Raw genomic sequence first — 19,347 nt, forward strand, 5'->3', positions numbered from 1 at the left:
GGGTGAACGCCAATGGCGCTGCTAGAGTTCAAGGCAGCGATCAAGCCATTGGTCATGGATTTGCCTTGTCTGGCCGGGCTTCATTTTCCATTGCCGTGCAGCACTGTCGGCCCGTTCGAGTGAATAGCCGTGGAAAAACCCAGACGCAGGAAATTCGGCCTGGCCCTCGTCACCCTGGGGATCATGCTGCTCGCGCTGCTGCTGTGGTTGTTCTTCGCCTTCAATCAGCACAAACCCAAGCCACCACCGCCTGCCGAGCCGGTGGCAGTGGTCGCTGTGAAGTTGCAGGATGTGCCGGTGTACATCGATGCGCTGGGCACGGTCACGCCGACTCGCAGTGTGACGGTGATTTCCCAGGTCGACGGCATTCTCGGTTCGGTCGAGTTCCAGGAAGGTCAGCAGGTGCGCAAGGGCCAGGTCATCGCCCGCATCGATGACCGCGCGCTCAAGGCGCAACTGCAGGTGGCCAAGGGCACGCTGATGCACGATCAGGCCTTGCTCGCCAACGCGCAGCGTGATCTGGCGCGCTATCGCGAATTGATCAAGGTCGGCTCCACCACCCGGCAAACCCTCGACACTCAGGCCTCGCTGGTGCAGCAACTGCAAGGCACGGTCGCCTCCGATCAGGGTAGCGTGCAGAACCTCGACGTGCAGTTGAGCTACTGCACCATCACCTCGCCGGTGGATGGTGTGGTCGGCCTGCGTCAGGTCGATCCCGGCAACTACGTGACCACCACCAGCGCCACCGGAATCGCAGTGATCACCCAGATGACCCCGGCCACCGTGGTGTTCGCCGTGCCCGAGGACGATCTGGGGGCGATCAATCAGGCCATGGCCAAAGGTGCAGTGACGGTGCTGGCCTACGACCGCAACAAGCACAATCTGCTGGCGACCGGCAGCCTGTTGGCGCTGGATAACCAGGTCGATACCAGCACCGGCACGATCAAGGTCAAGGCGCAGTTCAACGACGCGGGCAAGGCGTTGTTCCCCAATCAGTTCGTCAACGCGCGGCTCAAGGCCGACACCCTGAGCCAGATCAGCGTGGTGCCGACCCGGGCGATCCAGCACGGCAGCAAGGGCGATTTCGTGTTTGTGGTGGTCGACCCCGGCAACAAGGTCAGCCTGCGCAACATCAAGACCGGCCCGGCGACGGGGGATGTTTCGGCGGTGCTCGACAACGGCGTGAAGGCCGGCGAGCAAGTGGTCACCGAGGGCGCCGACAAACTCGACGACGGCTCTGCGGTGAAAGTCGTCGCGCAGTAGGAGGCGTAGCCCATGAACGTCTCGCGGCCCTTCATCGAACGCCCGGTTGCCACCACGCTGTTGATGGTCGCAGTGCTTCTGCTGGGCCTGCTCGGTTATCACCTGCTCTCGGTATCGGCGCTGCCGGAAGTCGATTACCCGACCATTCAGGTTTTCACCCAGTACCCGGGGGCCAGTCCCGAGGTGATCAGTTCGTCGATCACTGCGCCGCTGGAACGTCAGTTGGGCGAGATGCCGGGCCTCAAGTCGATGAACTCCACCAGTTCCGACGGCGCTTCGGTGGTGACCCTGCAGTTTGACTTGTCGCTGTCGCTGGACGTCGCCGAACAGGAAGTGCAGGCCGCGATCAACGCCGCCGGCACTTTCCTGCCGGCCAACCTGCCGTATCCGCCGGTGTACAGCAAGGTCAACCCGGCCGATGCGCCGGTGCTGACCCTGTCGCTGACCTCCGACGTACTGCCGCTGACCAAGGTCGAAGACCTCGCCGACACGCGGCTGGCGCAGAAAATCTCGCAGATCACTGGCGTCGGTCTGGTCACCATCAGCGGCGGGCAGCGCCCGGCGGTGCGGGTCGAGGCCAACACTTCGGCGCTGAACAATCTCGGCCTGTCCCTGGATGACCTGCGCACTTCGCTGGGCACGGCCAACGTCAATCAGGCCAAGGGCAATATCGACGGCAAGTATCAGGCGTATTCGATCGGTACCAACGACCAGTTGCAGTCGGCCGAGGAGTACCGCGACCTGGTGATTGCCTACAAGAACGGCGCGCCGGTTCGCCTGTCGCAGATCGCCGGTTCGACCCAGGGCCCGGAGAATCCACGGCAAGCCGCGTGGACCGACAGCACGCCGTCGATTGTCCTGAACATTCAGCGCCAGCCCGGCGCCAATGTGATCGACGTGGTCGACCGCGTGCAGCAACTGTTGCCCAAACTGCGCGCCAGTCTGCCGGCGACACTCAAGGTCAATGTGCTCACCGACCGCACGCAAACCATTCGCGCCTCGGTCACCGACGTGCAGTACGAGCTGGGCGTGGCGGTGCTGTTGGTGGTGATCGTGATTTTCCTGTTCCTGCGCAATCTGCCAGCGACGATCATCCCGGCGGTGACCGTGCCGCTGACCCTGGTCGGTACGCTCGCCGTGGCCTATGGGCTGGGCTTCTCGCTGAACAACCTGACGCTGATGGCGCTGACCATCGCCATCGGCTTCGTGGTCGATGACGCGATCGTCATGATCGAAAACATCACCCGCTATCTCGAAGCCGGCGACTCACCGCTGCAAGCGGCACTCAAGGGTTCGGAGCAGATCGGCTTCACCATTATTTCGCTGTCGGTGGCGCTGATCGCGGTGATGATCCCGTTGCTGTTCATGGGCGATGTGGTCGGACGGCTGTTCCGCGAATTCGCCATGACCGTGGCTGTGACCATCGTCATCTCGGCGCTGATTACCCTGACCCTGACGCCGATGATGTGCTCGCGCATGCTCAAGCACAGACACGAGGAGCGCCGGGTCGATTTCTTCGACCGGATCAACGGCTATTACGTCAAAGGTCTGGACTGGGTGCTGCTGCACCGCGGGCTGACATTGATTTCGGTGGTGTTCACGGCGGCGCTGACCCTGTTGATCATCGTGGTCATGCCCAAGGGGTTTTTCCCCGAACAGGACACCGGGCTGATTCAGGGCATTTCCCAGGCCTCGCCGAGTATTTCCTTTCAGCAGATGCAGGTCGAACAGCAGCGGCTGGCGGCGCGAATTCTCAAGGATCCGGCAGTGACGAGCCTGTCGTCGTTCGTCGGCATCGACCAGACCAACCCGACGATCAATCAGGGCAACCTGCTGATCAACCTCAAGCCCCACGGTGACCGCGACAACAGCGCCGCAGTGATTCGCCGACTGTCCGATGCCAACGCCGATGACGCCGGGATCCGCCTGTACCTGCACAGCGTGCAGGACCTGACGCTCGACGCCACGGTCTCGACCACCAGTTATCGCCTCGGCCTGCAGGCCACCGATCCGGATGAGCTGGCGCTGTGGACCAACAAACTGCTGGTGGCGATCAAGCAGGACCCGATGTTCACCGATGTACAGAGTCAGGCGCTGCAGTTCGGCAATCAGATCCAGCTCAACTTCGACCGCGCCACGGCGTCGCGTCTGGGCATCACGCCGCAGGCCATCGATGACGTGCTGTACGACGCCTTCGGTCAGCGCCAGGTTTCGACCATCTACACCCAGCTCAACCAGTATCACGTGGTGATCGCCACCGACCATCCGCCGCGTAACCTGGCCGATCTGCTGACCGGGCTCTATGTCGACATTCCCGGAGGCGGGGTGGCGCCGCTGTCGAGCATGGCGACCATGCAGGTGATCCGCGCGCCGGTGACGATCAATCGGCTCGGGCAATTTCCCTATGCCGATGTGTCGTTCAACCTCGCCCCCGGGCAGACCCTTGGCGCGGCAGTGACGCGGCTCAAGGACATCGAAGCCAAGGCCGGCCTGCCGCTCTCGGTGCAGGCTAACCTGGAAGGCGCGGCGGCGACGTTCGAGGCGTCGCTGTCCAACCAGGTGTTTCTGGTGCTGGCGGCGATCATCGTCGTGTACCTGATGCTGGGGATACTCTACGAGAGCTTCGTGCACCCGGTGACGATTCTCTCGACCTTGCTCTCCGCGGCGCTGGGTGCCTTGCTGGCGCTGCTGATCACCGGCACGCAGTTCGACATCATCGGCCTGATCGGCATCGTGCTGTTGATCGGGATCGTGATGAAGAACGGGATCATGATGGTCGACTTCGCCCTGGAGCTTGAGCGTGAGGGTGGACTCGATGCGGTGGCAGCGATTCGTCAGGCGGCCGAGCTGCGTTTCCGGCCGATTCTGATGACCAGCATGGCCTCGTTGTTTGGTGCGGTGCCGCTGGCGCTGGGCACCGGGATCGGCTCGGAACTGCGCCATCCGCTGGGCATCGCGATCATCGGCGGGCTGCTGTTGAGTCAGTTGCTGACGCTGTTCTCGACTCCAGTGATTTTCCTCGCCATGCACAGTCTGGAGCAGCGCTTCAGTCGGCGCCGGCCAGCGGTGGTCGAAGGCTATCGCGATGAACCTTAGCGCACCGTTCATCCAGCGCCCGATCGCCACCACGCTGCTGGCGGTGGGGCTGGCGCTGTTCGGCGTGCTGGCGTTCAACCTGCTGCCGGTGGCGCCGTTGCCGGAGGTGGATTTTCCCACCATCAGTGTGCGCGCATCACTGCCCGGGGCTGATCCGGGCACTGTCGCGTCGTCGGTGGCAACGCCGCTGGAACGCCAGTTCGGACAGATCGCCGGTGTCACCGAGATGACCTCGTCGAGTTCGCTGGGGGCGACGCGCATCACCCTGCAGTTCGACCTCAACCGCGACATCGACGGCGCGGCGCGGGATGTGCAGGCGGCGATCAACGCGGCACGCAGCAACCTGCCCAGTGACCTGTCCGGCAACCCGACCTACCGCAAGGTCAACCCGGCCGATTCGCCGATTCTGATCCTCAGCCTGACCTCCGACAGCGCCACACGCGGACAGATGTACGACGTGGCCTCGACGCTGCTTGAGCAACGCCTGTTGCAGACCACTGGCGTCGGCGACGTGACGGTGGGCGGCGCCGCCTTGCCGGCGGTGCGCATCGAACTCAATCCGGATCGACTCAACCGCTACGGCGTCAGCCTCGAACAGGTGCGCCAGGTGATTCAGGCGTCCAACGTCAACTTGCCCAAAGGCACAGTGTCAGTCGGCGATCAGTCGTATGGCCTCAAGGCTAACGACATGCTTTATCAGGGCACGGATTACGGCCCGCTGGTGGTGAAGAAAAACAATGGCGAGCTGGTGCGCATCGCCGATCTCGGCGACGTCACCGAAGACGTCGAAGACCTGCGCAACTTCGGCCTGTCCAACGGCAAACCGGCGGTGTTGCTGGTGGTGTTCAAGCAGCCCGGAGCCAATGTCATCGACACCGTCGACGCGGTGAAGGCCGACCTGCCGTTCTTGCAAAGCTCGATACCCTCGGCGATCAGGATCAACATCCTGATGGACCGCACCAGCACCATCCGCGCGTCGTTGCATGACGTGGAAATGACCTTGCTGATTTCCATTGCGCTGGTGACGCTGGTGACGTTCGCGTTCTTCCGCGACTGGCGCAGCACACTGATCCCGGCCATTGTCGTGCCGCTGTCGCTGCTCGGCACCTTCGGCGCGATGTACTTTCTCGGCTACAGCCTGAACAACCTGTCGCTGATGGCGCTGACCATTTCCACCGGGTTCGTGGTGGACGACGCGATCGTGGTGGTCGAGAACATCATGCGCCATCTGGAACAGGGCGAGAGCCGCGTGCAGGCGGCGCTGGCCGGTGCGCGCGAGGTCGGTTTTACGGTGATGACCATCAGTGTTTCGCTGGTGGCAGTGTTCATTCCGCTGTTGCTGATGGGGGGAATTGTCGGACGACTGTTTCGCGAATTTTCGATTTCGTTGTCGGTGGCCATCGTGATTTCGATGGTGGTGTCGCTCACGGTGACGCCGATGCTGTCCAGCGTGCTGCTGCGTACGCAACAGCAGGCAGGCGCCGCCGAGGATCACCCGGATTCGCGCTTTCACCGCGTCTACGACCGCACGCTCGGCTGGGTCGTCGATCACTCGTTTCTCATGGGCCTGCTGACGCTGCTGGTGATTGTGCTCGCGTGCGTGCTGTACGTGCTGGTGCCCAAGGGCTTCTTCCCGCAGGAGGACACCGGGCGCATGTCCGGCAGCATCATTGCTGCGCAGAGCATTTCCTTTGGCGCGATCCAGTCGAATTTCAGCGAGATCAACCAGAAAGTGCTGAGCAACCCGAATGTGGCCACCGTCGGTGGGTTTGTCGGCGGTGGAGGCGGGATCGGCGGCGCGGTCAACAGTGCGCAACTGTTCATCACCCTCAAGGCGTTGGCCGCGCGCAAGGACAGTGCCGATCAGGTCATTGCGCAGATTCGCCACACGCTCGGCGACATGCCCGGTACCCGTCTGTACCTGCAGTCGGCGCAGGACATCACCGTCGGCGGGCGGCAGAGCGGGGCGCAGTACCAATACACGCTGACTGCCGATGACCAGAGCACCCTCGATGAATGGGTGCCCAAGGTCGTCGCTGCGTTGCACGGCTTGCCGCAACTGACCGACATCAACACCGACCAGCAGGACAACAGCCTGATGGCCAGCGTCACCGTCAATCGCGATGCGGCGGCGCGACTGGGGGTGAGCATGTCGGCCATCGACCAGACGCTGTACGACGCCTTCGGTCAGCGCCAGGTGTCGACCATTTACCGCTCCGCCAACCAGTACCACGTGGTGATGGAAGTCGCGCCACCGTACTGGACCGACCCGACGACCCTGAAAAATATCTATGTGCCGGTGGGCACCGCGGCGGTCGCTGCCAAGGGCGCCGCCGTGGCACCGAATCTGAGTGCCAGCGCCGCGCAAGCGCTGGTGCCTCTGTCGGCGCTGGCGGATTATTCGGTCGGGCGCACGGCGATTTCCATCAGCCATCAAGGCACTTTTCCGGCGGTGACCGCCTCGTTCAATCTTGCGCCGGGAGTGTCTATCGGCCAGGCGACGGCGCTGGTGGACAACGCGGTGAAGCAGCTGCGCATGCCGGCCAGTGTGGTCGGCCAGTTCGCGGGCACGGCGCAGGTGTTCCAGACTTCGGTGGCCAGTGAGCCGTTGCTGATCGTTGCCGCGCTGCTCTCGGTGTACGTGGTGCTGGGCATGCTCTACGAGAGCCTCGTACACCCGCTGACCATTCTGTCGACCTTGCCGTCGGCCGGGGTCGGCGCCTTGATTGCGCTGCTGCTGACCGGCACCGAACTGTCGATCATCGCGCTGGTAGGGGTGATTCTGCTGATCGGGATCGTGAAGAAGAACGCGATCATGATGATCGACTTCGCCATCACCGAGCGCCGCGAATTCGGCCTGAGCGCCAAGGACGCGATCCGCCGCGCCTGCCTGATCCGCTTTCGGCCAATCATGATGACCACGCTGGCAGCGATTCTCGGCGCACTGCCACTGGTGCTCGGCAGCGGTTATGGCTCGGAACTGCGCCGACCGTTAGGAATTTCGATCATTGGCGGCTTGCTGTTCAGCCAGTTGCTGACGCTGTACACGACGCCGGTGATCTACCTTTGGCTTGACCGGGCGTCGCAGCGCCTGCGCAGGAGTACTTCATGAGTTTTCACCATTCCCCTGTGGGAGCGAGCCTGCTCGCGAAGGCGTCGTGTCAATCGACTTCCCTGTCGAATGTGAAAGCGCATTCGCGAGCAAGCCCGCTCCCACTGTCGATCTTCTTTGGCTTGTTGTTGAGTGGCTGCATGGTTGGTCCGGATTATCAGAAGCCGGCAATCGAGCTGCCGCAGACGTTCAAGGAAGGCACCCAATGGCAACGCGCCCAGGCCAACCCGCAGGGCGCCATGGACAGCCAGTGGTGGCGGATCTATCAGGATCCGATCCTCAACGATCTGGTCGAACGCTCGGCCAGGGCCAATCAATCGATCATCGGCGCCGAGGCTGCCTATCGGCTGGCGCAGGCGCAGGTGGCGTCCAGTCGCGCGGGGCTGTGGCCGACAGTGGGCGTCGGGTTGTCCGGCGCGCGCGGCGTCGGCGGCGGGGCCAGCGGCAGCACCACCAGCGGCTTGACCGGCAGCAGCGGCGGCACCGTCGAGCAAACCGTCAGCGCGACCCTGAGCGCCAGTTGGGAGCCGGACCTGTGGGGCCAGGTGCGCCGCGGCATCGAGTCGAGCCAGGCCTCGCTGCAATCGTCCGATGCGCTGCTCGCCGGGGTACGGCTATCGATCGGCGCCAGCGTGGCGACCAATTATCTGGGGTTGCGGCAACTGGACATCGACATCGAACTGTTGCAACAACAGCAGACCATCAACCAACAGCTGTTGACGATGATCCAGGCGCAAACCGTGCAGGGCACGGCCACCAACGATCAGTTGCTGGTGGCGCAGGATCAACTGAGTACGGTGATCGCCGCGCTGCAAACGGCGCAGCGTTCCCGCGAGCAGGCCGAGCATGCGCTGGCGGTACTGGTGGGCATGGCGCCGGCGCAGTTCAATCTGTCCAGGGTTGCCGACTATCACTTCACCACGCCGATGCCGCCGCCAGTGTTGCCGTCGAACCTGCTGCTGCGGCGCCCCGATGTGGTCTCTGCCGAGCGCTTGGCGGCGGCTGCCAATGCGCGAATTGGTGTCGCCGAAGCGGCGTTCTTCCCGACCCTGAGCCTGACCGCTGAAGGTGGTTTTCGCGGCACGGCGCTGGGTGGCCTGTTCTCCGTGCCCAACCGCATCTGGACCCTGGGTCCGGCGCTGGCTGAAACCATTTTCGACGGCGGCGCCCGCGAGGCGGCCAAACAAGAGGCCGAGGCCACTTACGATCAGGACGTGGCGAATTACCGTGGCACCGTGCTCGGTGCGTTGCAGAACGTCGAGGACAACTTGTCGGCGATCAATCACCTGCACACCCAGGCGCAGGCGTACGAGCAGATGTTCCAGCGCAACCAGCAACTGTTCGGCAGCCAGCAGGCGCAACAGCGCGCCGGCACGGTCAGCCAGCAGGCGGTGCTGACCCAGCAACTGGTGCTGTTGCAGGCTGAGCAGAACCTGCGCGACACCCAAGGGTTGCTCAGCCAGGGCAGTGTTGCGCTGTTCCAGAGCCTGGGGGGCGGCTGGCAGGTGCCGTAGCATCTCGCTCCCTTGAGAGCGGCGCGGTATGCTGCGCGCACTTTTTTCACGTAGGGAAACCTGACCCATGGCAGGAAGCAGTTTGCTGGTGCTGATCGACGACATCGCCACCGTTCTGGATGATGTGGCGTTGATGAGCAAGATGGCCGCGAAGAAGACCGCCGGCGTGCTCGGCGACGACTTGGCGCTCAATGCCCAGCAAGTCAGCGGCGTGCGCGCCGAGCGGGAAATTCCTGTGGTCTGGGCGGTGGCCAAGGGCTCGTTTCTCAACAAGCTGATTCTGGTGCCGTCGGCGCTGGCGATCAGCGCGTTCGTGCCGTGGCTGGTGACACCGCTGCTGATGGTCGGTGGTGCGTACCTGTGCTTTGAAGGTTTCGAGAAACTCGCGCACAAGTTCCTGCACAGCAAGACCGAAGATGATGCCGACCACGCGCAGCTGAGCGCGGCAGTGGCCGAGCCGGCCACTGATCTGGTGGCCTACGAGAAGGACAAGATCAAAGGCGCGATCCGCACCGACTTCATCCTCTCGGCAGAAATCATCGCCATCACCCTCGGCACCGTGGCCGACGCGTCGTTGACCCAGCAAGTGATCGTGATGTCCGGCATCGCGATTGTCATGACTGTCGGCGTTTACGGCCTGGTGGCCGGCATCGTCAAGCTCGACGACCTCGGCCTGTGGCTGACGCAAAAATCCGCTTCGGCGGCGAAAAGCATCGGCAACGCGATCCTGCGCGCCGCGCCGTACATGATGAAAGGCCTGTCGGTGATCGGCACGGCGGCGATGTTCCTCGTCGGCGGCGGGATCCTCACCCACGGCATTGCTGTGGTGCATCACTGGATTGAAAGCGTCGGTGCGGCCGCTGGCAGCGCCGGGTTTGTGGTGCCGGTGCTGCTCAATGGTGTGGCCGGGATTATCGCCGGGGGCGTGGTGTTGCTCGCGGTGAGCGTGGTGGGCAAATTGTGGAAGGCCGTGCGGGCGTAAGGCCGCCCGCAGGTGTTCATGCCGGGAGATCAGCGCTCTTGAGCAGGTGCTTCGACAGGTAATGCGCGACGGCTTCATCGGTGTATCGGCCGATGATCTCCGCCTCGGGCAGTGCCTGCCTCAACTCGGCATGTGCGTTGCCCATGAGCACGCCTTTGCCGACACCGGCCAACATGTCGGCGTCATTCATTGCGTCACCAAAAGCGATGCAGGCCTCAATGGGCACGTTGAGGAATTCGGCCAGTTGCTTCAGGGCATTGCCCTTGGAAACGTCTCTGGCCATGACCTCCAGGCACCATGGAAACGTGAACACAGTGCCGATCTGATCGCCCAGCTGTTGTTCCAGCCGCGCCTGCAGCCTGAGCAGGGCGTCATGATCCTTGCTGCGCTGAAAGAAAAACACTTTCTGCACAGCATGCACTGGCAGATGCTCGGCCGCGCAGAGTGTTGGCTGGAAGTCCGGGTTCTGGCTGAAGTCTTTCAGATTTTCGTCTTCTCGACTCATCAGCCAACCGGATCGGCAGTAAAGGTTGATCGTCAGATCGGTGTCTGCTCGGGTTTCCTCAAGCAATGTCTGGACAACGGCAGTCGATAATTCTGCGCTCAGAGCAAGCCCGCCACAGGCGCTGGAAATGCGCGCGCCATTGGCGGTGATCAGGTGAACCGATGGTGACTGGCTGTCGAGCAGCGACTCGACGTCAGCCTGATGGCGACCCGTCGCCAGCACGATGTGATGGCCTGCGCGGTTCAGGCTGTGAATCACGCTTTTGGTAAAGGCACCGAAAGTATCGCCTGGCAGCAGCAGCGTGCCATCCAGGTCAGAGGCAATAAGCAAGTACATCATGAGTCCTCGGAAGGGATCGCCTGCCCACCCGATTGCCGCCTGTGCGGACAATCGAGTGGCGTCGCAAGGCTACTGGCGTTCGAGTAATTTCAGAGATTGTGCTTTGGTGAAGGTCATCCGCTCTTCCAGCCGGTGATTGTCCTTTTCGTAGTAGATGCTCATGTCGGCATGCTCCTGCGGGACCGGAACAATGCGGTCGATCATCGGCAAGGTATCCATCAGCAACTGACGGGCGTACCCCATCGCGCGGGTATAGGTGTCGATCACTTCCTCGAACTCAGGGTAGATGCAGAAGGCTACCTGATTGAGGATCGGCCCCTCGTCTATGCCTTCGCTGATCTCGTGCAGCGTGGCGCCATGCATCCGCTCGCCATTCTTCAAGGCCCAGTTGACCGGACGTACGCCACGGTATTTGGGCAGGTAGGAAAGGTGCAGGTTGATGATTTTCGCGCAGCAGTCGATGAAGCGCTTGGGCAATATCCGCTTGTGGAAAATGACCAGGCAGAGGTCGCAAGCGAAGGTGCCGTCGGCATAACCTGGCAGGTCTTCGATCCGACCGCTCTCGATCACCTCGATGCCGTGCTCCCGGCAATACTCAATCAGCGTCCGTTCAGTGCTGACCGGCTCGAAAGGATCGGCCACCACGTACGACACGGTATGTTCGGGGGAGGCATTGAAGTATTCGCAGGCGAAGATGGCCAGTTCGCCCTTGCCGCAAATCACTACCTGCTCAGGCGAGTTCAACGGCGTTCTCCTTCGCGTGGCTGCTGATGTTTTTCTGCACTGCCAGGTCGTGCATCACGTCGCTCAGGGCCTGGATCAACCGGGCGTTTTCGTCAGGTGTGCGGCAGGACACGCGGAAGTACTTGTCGGAGTCGGTATTGCGTTTGCCCGAGCACTCCTTGATGTACATGTGGTGCTTGTCCAGCAACAACCTGGAAATGGTCTGGGCGTCAGAGTAATGAGCCTTGCAGTAAATGAAGTTTGCTTCGGTCTTGAAGCCGCTGATGCCCTCGATGGCGTCCAGTGCCTGTTGAAAGGCGCGAGTGTCGCTGATGACTTGTTGGCAGCTGGCCAGGTATTCCTGCTGGTATTGCGGCAGATGCAACAGGAACTCCTCGGCAAAACCGTTGATGTTCCAGATCGGCAGCAGCGAGTTGATCAGTGCCAGCAAGGTCTGGTTGGCACTGGCCAGGTAGCCGATGCGAATACCACCGATACCGAAGGTTTTGCTCATGCTGCGAATCACCACCAGGTTGGGGTGTTCGTCGAGTACGTTGAGCAAGGTGCTGTCGGCGTGGTTGGAGAAATCGAGGAACGATTCGTCGACGATCAGTGAGATATCCAGTTCCAGCAATTGCCTGGCAAGCGCCGACAGGGCCGAGGCGGGTGTCAGGGCGCCGGTCGGGTTGTTCGGCGACTCGATGATCACCACCTCAGGGCGCTGTTGCCGGCAGGTAGCGAGCAGCGCATCGATGTCGATCGCGAAGTCGTCCTCTTCCCGCGTGTAGTGGCAGAGCGTGCGCTGTTCACCAAAGACGTTGGCGTATTCGTTGAAGGACGGCACGGTCACGAGCGCGCTGCCGGCATACACGGACGGTAGCAGTTTGATGATTTCCGCCGCGCCATTGGCCACGCACAGGTGTCTTGGGGAGACGCCGAGGAATTCGCAGAGTGACTCCTCGATGAGTCGTCTGGCGCCGGGGTAGTTGAGGAAAATGTGGTCAAAGTTGGCCTTGATCTTGTCTTTCATCTGCTGTGGCGGGAAATGAAAGTTGTAGATCAAGGCGAAATCCAGCATCGGGTAGCGCCAGTAACCGCCGTGGCGGTTCTGAACGAAGCCCAGGCGGTCACGACTGGAAATGTAGTTGCAGATCGTCAGGTCGTAATAGTTGTCGACCTCATACCATTCGGTTGCCGGGACGATGACTGTCTGAATATCCCACTTGCCCTCAAGCGATGCTTTCTTGAATACGTCTTCGTAGTAGGCGTTGAGGTTGTTTTTTCTGACGTTGCTGGCGAGTTGTTTTTTGATGTGTTCGGCGAACGTGGCTGACCCGACCTGGTACAGGTTGACGGTCTTGTATTGTCCGTCACAAGCCTCGTGGCCGATGTCCTTGGTCGAGCCGAAGCCTTGCAGCCGAGCTTCTTCGAGGATGGCGTAGGTGCCTTCCATGTTCTTGCCCAGCGGCGACACCAGGGCGACCAGATCCCCCGGCTTCTGCAGCAACTGTTGCAGGCTGGAGGCCGAGAAGTAAATGTCGCCCTCGATGATCAGGGTGTTCTGCGTAATGTGTTCGCGGGCGAGGTACAGCGAGTAGATGTTATTGGTCGTGGCCCAGTCCGGGTTGCTCACGAATTCGAAGGTGATGCCGGTGTCCATCGCCCGAAGATGAGCGGTAATGGTCTCCGACTGATAGCCGACCACGACGACTACGTGTTTGATACCCAGTGTTTCGAGGTTGTTCAGGGCGTTGTCGATGAACGCGATATTGTTGGTTTTCACCAAGGGCTTGGGCGTGTGGCGCGTGCGCTTGCCCAGGCGGCTTCCGCGCCCGGCGCAAAGAATGATGGCTGTCTGATTATTCATTGTAATTTCCTTATTTAACGAAAATGAGTCCGGGCACCACGTGCTGGTACATCCACACGCCGTCGATCCTGCCGTGAAAGCTCTCCTCGCCGCCGCTGTCTCCACCGGTCTTGATCCCGGCCCCGAGGCCGAATGTATGGAAGTTTTCCAGTACTCGACCTTCGCGGGTGACCGGGTTGAGTTGCTGGTTGGTGAGCAATCCGAAATCGTCCTGTTGCAGTTCCAGCGCCGTGCCATCGACATCCAGTATCGGCACCAGCCCGGCCTTGTATCCGGTGCTGTGAATCAGCAGGTCCGATTGCGCGATCAGGTTCAGGATCTGATCGGCGGAGGCCTGCGCGATGTCGACGATGTTCAGGTTGCGGATCAGGCCTTGTTTGATCTTGCGAGCGAACTCGAACGAGTCATATCGCAGGCCCGAATAACGATTGACCCTTTGGCTGGCCTGGCAGATATCGGCATCGACAAACGGATAGTGTTGCTCGCGCGCAGAGGCGGGGGAGTCGAAGAACAACTTGAAATCGCGCTTGGTCAGCAAGGTGATGGTGCCTGGAAAGTCCAGTTGCTCCACCAGACGGATCAGGCAGGAAACGGCGCTGTGCGAAGAACCGACGATGGCCAGGTTGCGGTATTTGCCGCTTTGCAGCGCCTGGTCGTGTTCACCCTTGAGCAGCGAATCCGAATTGATGTTGTGTTGCGGGTGCTGCAAGGTGGCTTGATTCAGCCGGCCACCGATGTTGAAGATGATTTTCTTGCACGTCGCCTGTACGCGCTGGCCATCGAGCAGATAGCTGACGCAGTAGTGACCCTGCGCGGTCAGGCGGATTTCGCTGACGGTCGACTGTGTGGAAATTTCAAAGCGTTTGTAGAGCGCCTTGTGCCGGGACACGTAGGTGCCGATGTGTTCGAGGAAGCGTCCGACATGACGCAGCTCTACCGCCTCACCCCGGCGTTCGGTGAAATACGTCCATTCTGGCGTGCCCTGCAGGAATCGACTCAAGTCGTCCGTGCGGTCCTGGAATTTTTCCAGAAAGACCCCGCCCAGCGAGTTGGCAGTGATCCGGTATTGACCGATTTCACCGCTGCCCAATGTGCTGGATTTCTCAAGTATCAGGCAGCGCTGTATTTGTTCATTCTGAATAAGATCAGGCAACAGCGAGATGTTGGCCGGGCCGGCGCCACATAGGATGAGGTCATAAATCGGCGTATTCATGAGGCTTTCCTGAAAGTCGAGAAGTTCGAGAAAATGGTTTATTCAGGCAAAGAAACTCCGCACCAACTTGATTGGCGTGCAGCGATGGAGCTTTGCAAGTTCTGCGTCGAGTGATTAGCCAGTGGTGGGCGAAGTCTCGATGTTTGCTACGGGGCGAGCTGTTTCGTCCGTGGACTTCCTCAATCGGAAAATCCCCATGAAGATGAGCGTCATCAGCAGGCTGGACAATGTCAGGAATATATAAAGTGCGGTTCCGCTGAGGTTCTGTATAAACAACCCGCCGACAATCGGCGAGAGAGAAAAGCCGATGCTGTATAACGATGCGGCACCAAAGTAGGCACCTCGCAGATTGGGCGGCGCCAGGCTGTCGACAAACATGTTGATGCACGGAAAGAGCAGGGTCTGGCTGATACTCATGAGCAATACAGCGCCGTACCACAACGCCTTGATGTCGTAGTTGTGCGCGGCCAAGGCAAAGCCGGCCTCGCCGAGGATCAACAGGGCCGAGCCAAGATAAATCTTGGTGTTCAGTGATACCGACGACAGTGCACTGGCAAGCGGCAATTGCAGTATCACGATTGTCGAGGCATGCAAAACGATCAACGAGGCGACAAAGGGCAGGTAACCTTCGAAGGCAAGGGCGGCCATCAGTTGCGGCAGGCTGGAGTCAAAACTGCCAAAGATGAACATCATGATGATGTTATTGATCACCAGCGCCAGGAACAGATGGTCTTTGGCGAGCACGCCCATGGTGCTTTTGAAACTGGTGGTATTGACCGCCTTGAGGGTCACACCTTTGCCGAAGACCACCACGCCGACCAGCAGCAGCACATAGGACAGGGTTACCAGGACGAAGGACAGGGAGTCGGCGGAGATTCCCAGTTTGAGCCCGAAGTAGGGACCTGTCGCCGCACCGGCGTTGAGGAAAAAGTAGCGCAGATGCATGGCGCGCTCGACCAGAGGCCGAGATTCGATGACATCGCCGATGATGGTTTTGATCGGGTTGTTGACCAGTGCCCACGACAGGTTTGCCAGCAGAGTCCCGGCAATGTAGCCATAAGCGCTGCTGCTGATGCCCAGTAGCAGGTAAGAGCTTGCAGCCACGACGCAGCCCAGCACGATGATTTTCAAGCGGCCGATTTTGTCCGACAGGTAACCGCTGTAAAAACTCGCTATCGAGGACAGGGCGATGGACAGTGTCAGGATCAGGCCGATAAACGTCGCACTGAAACCGAACCGGGTGTACAGCACGATCGAGATAAACGGCCAGACCATCATTGAAGTTGCACGGGTGACAAAGGTGCCGATAAACAATATCCAGATGAACAGTGGCATCTCGGAGATATATTGAGTGATACCGGTTTTTATTGAAGTATGCATGTTGATGACGGCCGTTTTTCAAACCCGCGACAAGTGCAGATTGAAGTGGTTGGATCAATGCATTGCCGACGCTGATCGCTGTAGTAATTCATCCGCAGCTAATTGAAGATGCACGACACTCCATGCCATTCGGACGGCATATTGAAATGTATCGATGGATGTATTACTGATAAGCCGAGCGACAGGCTATGCGCAAGTTTCGCTGAGTCTTGAATAATAAAGTCCGCTGCGACCTACAGGTTGCAGATATCGGGTAGACCAGCGTCGAAAGGGAGGATAAGGGAGAGCCGATATCATTCCTTGAATATCGTTGAACACGTCATTGCATCCTTGGCAGTGTTGAGGCGAGTCTACATAAGCTGTCACAGAATGTTAATAAAAAATTCACATTTAAATTTTTGTTTTCGATTTCGAATCTGCTTGTGGCTTTGACTCACGAGTTCGTTAAACGAGCAGCGCCTGTCTGAAAGACGAAATGGCAGTGGCAGTCTTTACCCGGGCGGGCGCAGAAGGGCAGGCATGACAAAAATGTCGGGCGTGAAGACGCGCTGACAAGCTCGACAAGGTCGGCGCTTGCCAGCGGTTGGGAGGGTTTACTCGGCTATCTGCAGTTTGCGCGACTCGGTGTACACGTAGCGAACTTTCTCGTACTCGAACGGCGAGTTCATCTGGCCATAGCGGAAGTTGGTCTGGTAGCGCTTGTCGACCGCGCGCAGGGCCCAGATTTCCGGGTGGTTTTCGCTGACTTTCGACACGTTCAGGTAGTTGATCGCCGATTCGGCGGTGTAGTCCACGGCCAGCCCGGCGGTATCACGAATGTTCGACGGGCCGAGGATCGGCAGCACGAAGTAAGCGCCGCCCGGTACGCCGTAGAAGCCCAGGGTCTGACCGAAGTCTTCGCTCTGGCGCGGCAGGCCCATGGCGGTGGCCGGGTCCCACAGACCGGCGACGCCGATGGTGGTGTTGAGCAGCAGCCGCGCGGTGGTTTCCATCGAACGCTTGCCCTTGAACTGCAGCAGGCTGTTGACCAGGTTCGGCACGTCGCCAAGGTTGTTGAAGAAATTGCTCACCCCGGTGCGCAGGAAGCTTGGCGTCACGTAGCGATAACCGTCGACCACCGGCAGGAACACCCATTGGTCGAAGCGGTAGTTGAAGTGGTAGACGCGGCGGTTCCACGATTCCAGCGGGTCATAGACGTTGAGTGCGTTGAGCGTCGAACGCTCGAACTCACGCTGGTCCAGCCCCGGGTTGAACTTGAGTTTGGACAGCGGCTCCTTGAACCCGTCGCTGTCGACCACCACTGGCGCATTGGCTTTGCTGTTGTCGGCCTGGGCCACGCCTGCACTGAGGAGCGCTGCAATCAGCAGGAGATATTTAGCCACGGAAGAACTCCAGCATGGCGTCGCTGTTGACGCGGTAGTTAAGGTTGCCGCAATGGCCGCCGTACGGATAAACGGTCAGGCGATCACCAAAGGTCTTGCGCAGGAAGCCCAGGTCGCCGGGGCCGAGGATCACGTCGTCGGCATTGTGCATGACGGCGATTTTCGGGCTGTCATGCAGGTAATCCTTCAGGGCGTACAGGCTGACCTGATCGATCAGTTGCAGCAGGCTGCCGCCGTCGGTACGGGCGCGCCACATCGGGATCACCTGATCGGTCAGGTAGCAGTCGAAATCGCATTGCAGCGCACGCTTGAGGAACGGCGTGAGGCTGGTGCCTTCGGTGATCGGGAATTTCGGCGGGGTAATCAGGCCGCGACGGTTGATCAGGTCCGAAGTAAAGGCAATGTCGGCCGCCGAGAAGCGGAACGAGGTGCCGATCAGCATCGCCATCTGCTCGTTGGTCAGGTGCTGTTTGGACTGCTGGAAGTCGTAGAGCAGGGCGTCGTTGAGGTCGATGTAGCCCTTCTGCTGGAAGTAGCGGGTCAGCTTGCCCAGCACCAGTTCATAGAACGTGGTGCTGTTATTGATGCCTTTGACTTCGGTCTGCACCAGCTTGTCGAGGTTGCTGATCGAGGTGTAGAGGTTGACCGGCGGGTTGAGCAACAGGACTTTCTTGAAGTTGAAGCTGCGTCGGGTTTCGTCCAGGTGCGCGACGAACGCGGCATCCAGGGCGCCAAGGCTGTAGCCGCTCAGGTAATACTCGGTAACCGGCAGTTTCGGGTTCTGCGCGCGGACGGCCTGCATCACCCGGTACATGTCTTCGGCGTCTTCCTTGGTGATGCCGGGCGTGGCGAAACGTGAAGCGGCGCTGATGAAGTCGAAGCTGGTCGGCGACGACAACTGCACGACGTGGTAGCCGGCCTTGTAGTAGAGCTTTTTCAGGTATTCATTGAGCGTGCTGTCAAAGCGCGCGCCGGTGCCGGCGATCAGGAAGATCAGCGGGGCCGGTTTGTCCTGCTCGGCGATGCGGTAGGTGAGTTTCTTCACCGCCCAGAAATTGTCCGGGAGGATGAACGCCCGTTCCGGGCGCAGGGTAATGCTGTGGTCGGACTGGTTGATGTCCTCGTTGGACGGCAGTTCCGGGCGCAGGTCCGGCGGCGTCGTGGCGATGGTCGCCTCGAACGGGTTGGTCAGGGGATAGCCATAGCTGGCGGCATCGATATCCACCGCCAGTGCGGACGCACTCAGAATAAGGCCGCTGAACAGCGCGGCGAAGCGCAAGGAACGGAGCATGACTAGATCCCTTAGAGGAAGGTGCCGAATGAGGTTCGCAGGCTATGACCACCGGGTTTGCGCCAAAGTGCCATGCGGCGGCACCAAACAGGCAGAATTCGGGGTAATAGTAGCTGGACGATACACTTTGCACGTCGCGGATGACCAGTTAACAGTTGTTAGTGCTTGCCAACGGTGCAAGTCCGATTAAGCTGGCCGCCGATTTCCGTAGATTGGAGTGATTCATGTCCCGCCGCTTGCCCGTGATCCTGTTGCTCGTTCTGCTGCCGTTATGGCTGGCGGCCAGTTATGGCGCGCGTTATGGCTTCATGGAGGATGGGCAGTGGGTCGGCATCTGCGTCGATGAGGCCAGCCGCTGGGAGTGTTCGGTGCGTTCGAACCTGGGGCTGATGATTCACTTCAAGGTGCTGGGCTGGGCCGCGCTGGGTACGGCGCTGCTCGGTTTTGTCTTGCCCGGGCGGGCAGGGTGGTGGCTGGCGGTGCTGGCGCTGGTGTTCGGGCTGCCGGCACTGGCGCTTTACAACACCACGTTAGCGGTGTTTGCGCTGGTGATTGGCGGGTTGCGCCTGGTCCGGGCGTCCCGTAGCGCCTGACCGTCTGCCTTCGCGAGCAAGCCCGCTCCCACATCTGATTGCGTTCCAGCTGGAGGAACCCGATCAGATGTGGGAGCGGGCTTGCTC

Annotated in this window: 13 protein-coding genes; 6 read left to right on the forward strand and 7 right to left on the reverse strand. The window is 60.4% G+C overall.

What is annotated here, in order from left to right; all coding sequences use genetic code 11:
* The first annotated feature begins 129 nt into the window (after positions 1-129).
* The 5 genes from AC0J41_RS06265 (at position 130) to AC0J41_RS06285 (ending at position 9,967) form a co-directional block, all read left to right on the forward strand.
* On the forward strand, positions 130-1,263 hold the full coding sequence (locus AC0J41_RS06265; RefSeq protein WP_473014880.1) for an efflux RND transporter periplasmic adaptor subunit: 1,134 nt from the start codon (positions 130-132) through the stop codon (positions 1,261-1,263).
* A gap of 12 nt (positions 1,264-1,275) precedes the next feature.
* Positions 1,276-4,359, forward strand: a complete 3,084-nt coding sequence (locus tag AC0J41_RS06270; protein WP_473014881.1) for an efflux RND transporter permease subunit — start codon at positions 1,276-1,278, stop codon at positions 4,357-4,359.
* A complete protein-coding gene (locus AC0J41_RS06275) occupies positions 4,349-7,471 on the forward strand; it encodes an efflux RND transporter permease subunit (RefSeq protein WP_473014882.1) in 3,123 nt (1,040 codons plus the stop codon). The genes AC0J41_RS06270 and AC0J41_RS06275 overlap by 11 nt, the downstream gene beginning before the upstream one ends.
* A gap of 140 nt (positions 7,472-7,611) precedes the next feature.
* Positions 7,612-8,985, forward strand: coding sequence for an efflux transporter outer membrane subunit (locus tag AC0J41_RS06280; RefSeq protein ID WP_473014883.1), 1,374 nt, complete (start codon positions 7,612-7,614; stop codon positions 8,983-8,985).
* Positions 8,986-9,052: 67 nt separating this feature from the next.
* Positions 9,053-9,967: a DUF808 domain-containing protein gene (locus tag AC0J41_RS06285; protein ID WP_025111884.1), complete on the forward strand. Its 915-nt coding sequence runs from the start codon at positions 9,053-9,055 to the stop codon at positions 9,965-9,967.
* 16 nt (positions 9,968-9,983) lie between these two features.
* Here AC0J41_RS06285 and AC0J41_RS06290 read toward each other — a convergent pair whose 3' ends face one another.
* The 7 genes from AC0J41_RS06290 to AC0J41_RS06320 form a co-directional block, all read right to left on the reverse strand.
* Positions 9,984-10,811 (reverse strand): Cof-type HAD-IIB family hydrolase, encoded by an 828-nt coding sequence (locus AC0J41_RS06290; protein WP_473014884.1) that lies wholly within the window; start codon positions 10,809-10,811, stop codon positions 9,984-9,986.
* 69 nt (positions 10,812-10,880) lie between these two features.
* Positions 10,881-11,555 (reverse strand): formyl transferase, encoded by a 675-nt coding sequence (locus tag AC0J41_RS06295; RefSeq protein ID WP_473014885.1) that lies wholly within the window; start codon positions 11,553-11,555, stop codon positions 10,881-10,883.
* Positions 11,542-13,401 carry an aminotransferase class I/II-fold pyridoxal phosphate-dependent enzyme gene (locus tag AC0J41_RS06300; RefSeq protein WP_473014886.1) on the reverse strand — a complete coding sequence of 620 codons (1,860 nt, stop codon included), beginning with the start codon at positions 13,399-13,401 and terminating at the stop codon, positions 11,542-11,544. The genes AC0J41_RS06295 and AC0J41_RS06300 overlap by 14 nt, the downstream gene beginning before the upstream one ends.
* Before the next feature lie 10 nt (positions 13,402-13,411).
* Positions 13,412-14,614 carry a hypothetical protein gene (locus AC0J41_RS06305; protein ID WP_473014887.1) on the reverse strand — a complete coding sequence of 401 codons (1,203 nt, stop codon included), beginning with the start codon at positions 14,612-14,614 and terminating at the stop codon, positions 13,412-13,414.
* 114 nt (positions 14,615-14,728) lie between these two features.
* Positions 14,729-15,994: an MFS transporter gene (locus AC0J41_RS06310; protein WP_473014888.1), complete on the reverse strand. Its 1,266-nt coding sequence runs from the start codon at positions 15,992-15,994 to the stop codon at positions 14,729-14,731.
* A 593-nt stretch (positions 15,995-16,587) separates the two neighbouring features.
* The gene (locus AC0J41_RS06315) at positions 16,588-17,376 is read right to left on the reverse strand and encodes an MlaA family lipoprotein (protein WP_262142796.1); all 789 of its coding nucleotides are present in this window, start codon (positions 17,374-17,376) and stop codon (positions 16,588-16,590) included.
* Positions 17,369-18,667, reverse strand: coding sequence for a serine/threonine protein kinase (locus AC0J41_RS06320; protein ID WP_025111877.1), 1,299 nt, complete (start codon positions 18,665-18,667; stop codon positions 17,369-17,371). Before AC0J41_RS06320 ends, AC0J41_RS06315 begins: the two co-directional genes overlap by 8 nt.
* A gap of 224 nt (positions 18,668-18,891) precedes the next feature.
* Here AC0J41_RS06320 and AC0J41_RS06325 point away from each other — a divergent pair, with 224 nt between their 5' ends.
* Positions 18,892-19,260 carry a hypothetical protein gene (locus AC0J41_RS06325; RefSeq protein WP_025111876.1) on the forward strand — a complete coding sequence of 123 codons (369 nt, stop codon included), beginning with the start codon at positions 18,892-18,894 and terminating at the stop codon, positions 19,258-19,260.
* Positions 19,261-19,347: the final 87 nt, after the last annotated feature.

Source organism: Pseudomonas sp. Arb-4-2C (assembly GCF_055755015.1).